Origin of the sequence: Devosia sp. (assembly GCF_036676215.1) — a bacterium.
Classification (GTDB): domain Bacteria; phylum Pseudomonadota; class Alphaproteobacteria; order Rhizobiales; family Devosiaceae; genus Devosia.
Genome location: NZ_JAKFDJ010000209.1, coordinates 1 through 3,038, shown reverse-complemented (window position 1 = coordinate 3,038; position 3,038 = coordinate 1). Strand labels below are relative to the sequence as shown.

The 3,038-nt window shown below is 65.8% G+C and carries 4 protein-coding genes; 3 read left to right on the top strand and 1 reads right to left on the bottom strand.

The genetic code is table 11. The features are described 5' to 3' along the window. From V6M52_RS17165 to holA, 3 genes are all read left to right on the top strand, one after another. Window positions 1–825, top strand: an 825-nt coding sequence (locus V6M52_RS17165; protein ID WP_332702037.1) for a class I tRNA ligase family protein, incomplete at its 5' end; no start/stop codon positions are given. After that, complete coding sequence (lptE, locus tag V6M52_RS17160; protein WP_332702035.1) at window positions 812–1,324, top strand: LPS assembly lipoprotein LptE; 513 nt, start codon at window positions 812–814, stop codon at window positions 1,322–1,324. The genes V6M52_RS17165 and lptE, both read left to right, overlap by 14 nt. Further along, window positions 1,321–2,343 (top strand): DNA polymerase III subunit delta, encoded by a 1,023-nt coding sequence (gene holA, locus V6M52_RS17155; protein WP_332702034.1) that lies wholly within the window; start codon window positions 1,321–1,323, stop codon window positions 2,341–2,343. Before lptE ends, holA begins: the two co-directional genes overlap by 4 nt. 151 nt (window positions 2,344–2,494) lie before the next feature. Here the strand turns inward: holA and V6M52_RS17150 are convergent. Beyond that, the coding region (locus tag V6M52_RS17150; RefSeq protein ID WP_332702032.1) for a ParB/RepB/Spo0J family partition protein at window positions 2,495–3,038 on the bottom strand (544 nt) is incomplete at its 5' end.

Genomic DNA, 3,038 nt, shown 5'->3' with positions numbered 1-3,038 from the left:
ACCGATGTGGTGATGGAGACCTTCGGCGAAGGCCGCCGCGCCAAGCATTTGACCTCGGGCGAGGCGATTGCCATCGGCTCGATCGAAAAGATGAGCAAATCCAAGAAGAACGTGGTCGACCCCGACGAGATCGTCGCCACCTATGGCGCCGATACGGCGCGCTGGTTCATGCTCTCCGATTCCCCGCCGGAACGCGACGTGCAGTGGACCGAGGCCGGCGTCGAGGGCGCCAGCCGCTTCCAGCAGCGCGTCTGGCGCCTGGTCGGCGAAACCATCGCATTGACGGAACAGTCTGCGGGAACTGTTCGTGCTTCGGACGACAGTGAGGCCCTGGCGCTGCGCAAGATCGTGCACCGCGCCGTCCACCAGGTCGGTGGCGATATCGAGGGCCTGCGCTTCAATCGCGCTGTGGCCCAGATCTATGAGCTGACCAATGCGCTGGTCCGCTCGGCGGGCCTGGTTGCCGCCGCCCCGGCGAGCCGCATTGGCGCCCTGGCGGAGGGCGTGGAGCGGCTGATCCAGCTGATCGCGCCGATGATGCCCCATCTGGCCGAAACCTGCTGGGAGGCCCTGGGCAAGCCCGGGCTCGTCGCCGATGCGCCCTGGCCCGAGGTCGATCCGGCCCTGCTGGTCGACGACAGCGTCACCATGCCGATCCAGATCAATGGCAAGCGCCGCGGCGAAGTCACCGTGGCCAAGGGAATGCCGGCACCCGAGGTCGAGAAGCTGGTCTTGTCTTTGGACGAGATAGTCCGCATTCTTGGCGGGCATGCACCCAAGAAGATCGTCATCGTCCCGGACAGGATCGTCAATGTCGTGGTCTAGACGCACGCGTCCCATCGCTTTTGCCGCCATCCTGCTCGCCACCGGCGCTGCTTTGAGCGCCTGCAGCTTTTCGCCGGTCTATAGCGGCACCCTGGCCAGCCAGCCCCTGCTGAACCTGGCCTATGCCAAGCCCAACAGCCGGCTGGAGCAGATCGTCTATCAGGAACTCGCGCTGCGGTTGGGCTCGTCCGAGGCCGAAACCGCGCCGCTGGCGACGGTAACGGTGTCATCGTCCGCCGGCGGCCTGGGCTTCCTCACTGCCACGGCCAATCCGAGCAAGCCCTACCGGGTCACGGTCACGGCGAACCTGACCATTGCCCGGCGCGATGGCAGCGACGTCGAACCGATCAGCTTCACCCGCCGGGCGACGGCAGAATATACCGCCAATAGCCAGGTGCTGGCCGATACGACAGCGGCGACCGAAGCCACCGAGCGCGCTGCCAAGGCTGCTGCCGAATCGCTGCGGCTGGCTGTATTGGCCGCGCTCAGCCGCGGATGACGGCTCTCAAGGCCCATGAAGTCGCGCGCTTTCTGGCGCGGCCGGACCTCACCGAGGGCATTTTTCTGGCCTATGGGCCCGATGCGGGCCTGGTGCGCGAGACGGCGCAACGCCTGATCCGCCAATTGAGCGGCGATGACCCCGAATCGGTGAGCCTGGTGACGCTGGATGGCGCCGAAGTGGATGCCGATCCTTCCATTTTGGCCGTCGAGGCGCGAACCATGTCGCTGTTCGGTGGCAAACGCATCGTGCGGGTACGCGGCGCCGGCAAATCGCTGGTGATGACCCTGACTGAGCTGCGCGACGACCCGGCCGGGGCCGCCATCGTGCTCGAAGCCGGCAATCTCACCCCCAAGGACGCGCTGCGCGCCCTGGTGGAGGCCGCCAAGCTCGGCCGAGCCCTGCCCTGCTACCCCGACAGCGACGAGACGCTGCAGGCCCTGATTCGCGAGACCTTCAACCAGCAGGGCATTCGCATCGATGCCGATGTGGTGACCACCTTGCGCGAAATCCTCGGCAATGACCGCGAGATCACAAGGCGGGAGCTGGATAAACTCTGCCTCTATGCGGCCTCGAGCAAGGTACTGACGCGCGAAGACGTGCTTTTATTGTGTGCTGACAATGGCATGCTGGTGATCGACGCCATTCTCGACGCCACCGGCGGCGGCCATGCCGAGCGGCTGGAGCTGGCGCTCAATCGGGCGCTGTCCTCGGCGGTCGATCCGCAGCGGCTGCTGGCCATGTGCAATATCCACTTCGCCAACCTGCGCCGCTGGCGCACCGAGGTCGATGCCGGCAAGGCGCCGCGCATGGTGCTGGATAATCTGCGGCCCAAGCCGCATTTCTCGCGAATTTCCGCGCTGGAGCAGCAATTGCGCCTGTGGTCGGACAGCGCCCTGGCGACCGCCTCGGAGCGCATCCTGCAGGCCACGGCCGATAGCCGCCGCCGTCCGGGCCTGGCGGAAGCCGGATTGCGCCGCGCGCTGCTGGCCATCTGCATGATGGCGGCCGCGCACTAGGTACAGTGCGCCATTCGGGCATAGCCCTCATGGCCTTCTCGCCTAAAATCGCTCCACCGGAGCGATTTGCCTGCCGCCGGCTCGACGTTTCACGTGAAACGTGGTCCCCCGAGGGTGACGATCGAGTTTGATCAGGCAGTCAGGAATCCGACTAGTTTGCGTAGCCCGTCAGCTTGATGCAGAGGCCGTCGAGCTGTTCCAGCGTCTTGTAGCGGATTTCCAGTCTGCCGCCGCGCTCGCTATGCGCCAGCGCCACCGACAGGCCCAGAGCGTCGGACAGGCGGCGTTCCAGCGCCACCGTATCGGCATCGCGATCCACGTGAGACTCGCTCGGCTTCTTCTTGCCGGCCACTTCGCGCTGCTGGCTCAAGGCCTCGGCTTCGCGCACCGAGAGGCCACCAGTGACGATCTGGCGCGCCAGCGTCGCCGGGTCCTCAGCGGTGATCAGCGTACGGGCATGGCCGGCGGTCAGCGTGCCGCTGGCGACCATTTCGCGCACATCCTCGGGCAGGCGCAGCAGGCGGAGCGTATTGGCGACATGCGAGCGGCTTTTGCCGATCACCTGGGCCAGATCCTGCTGGGTATAATCGAACTGTTCGATCAGCTGGCCGTAACCCATTGCTTCTTCAAGCGGATTAAGATCGGCGCGCTGCACATTCTCGATGATGGCGAGCTCGAGCGCTTCCTTGTCGCCG

Bases quoted from the DNA above. Each gene is read 5' to 3' on its own strand.
- holA (WP_332702034.1), top strand. From the start codon at position 1,321: ATGACGGCTCTCAAGGCCCATGAAGTCGCGCGCTTTCTGGCGCGGCCG.
- lptE (WP_332702035.1), top strand. From the start codon at position 812: ATGTCGTGGTCTAGACGCACGCGTCCCATCGCTTTTGCCGCCATCCTG.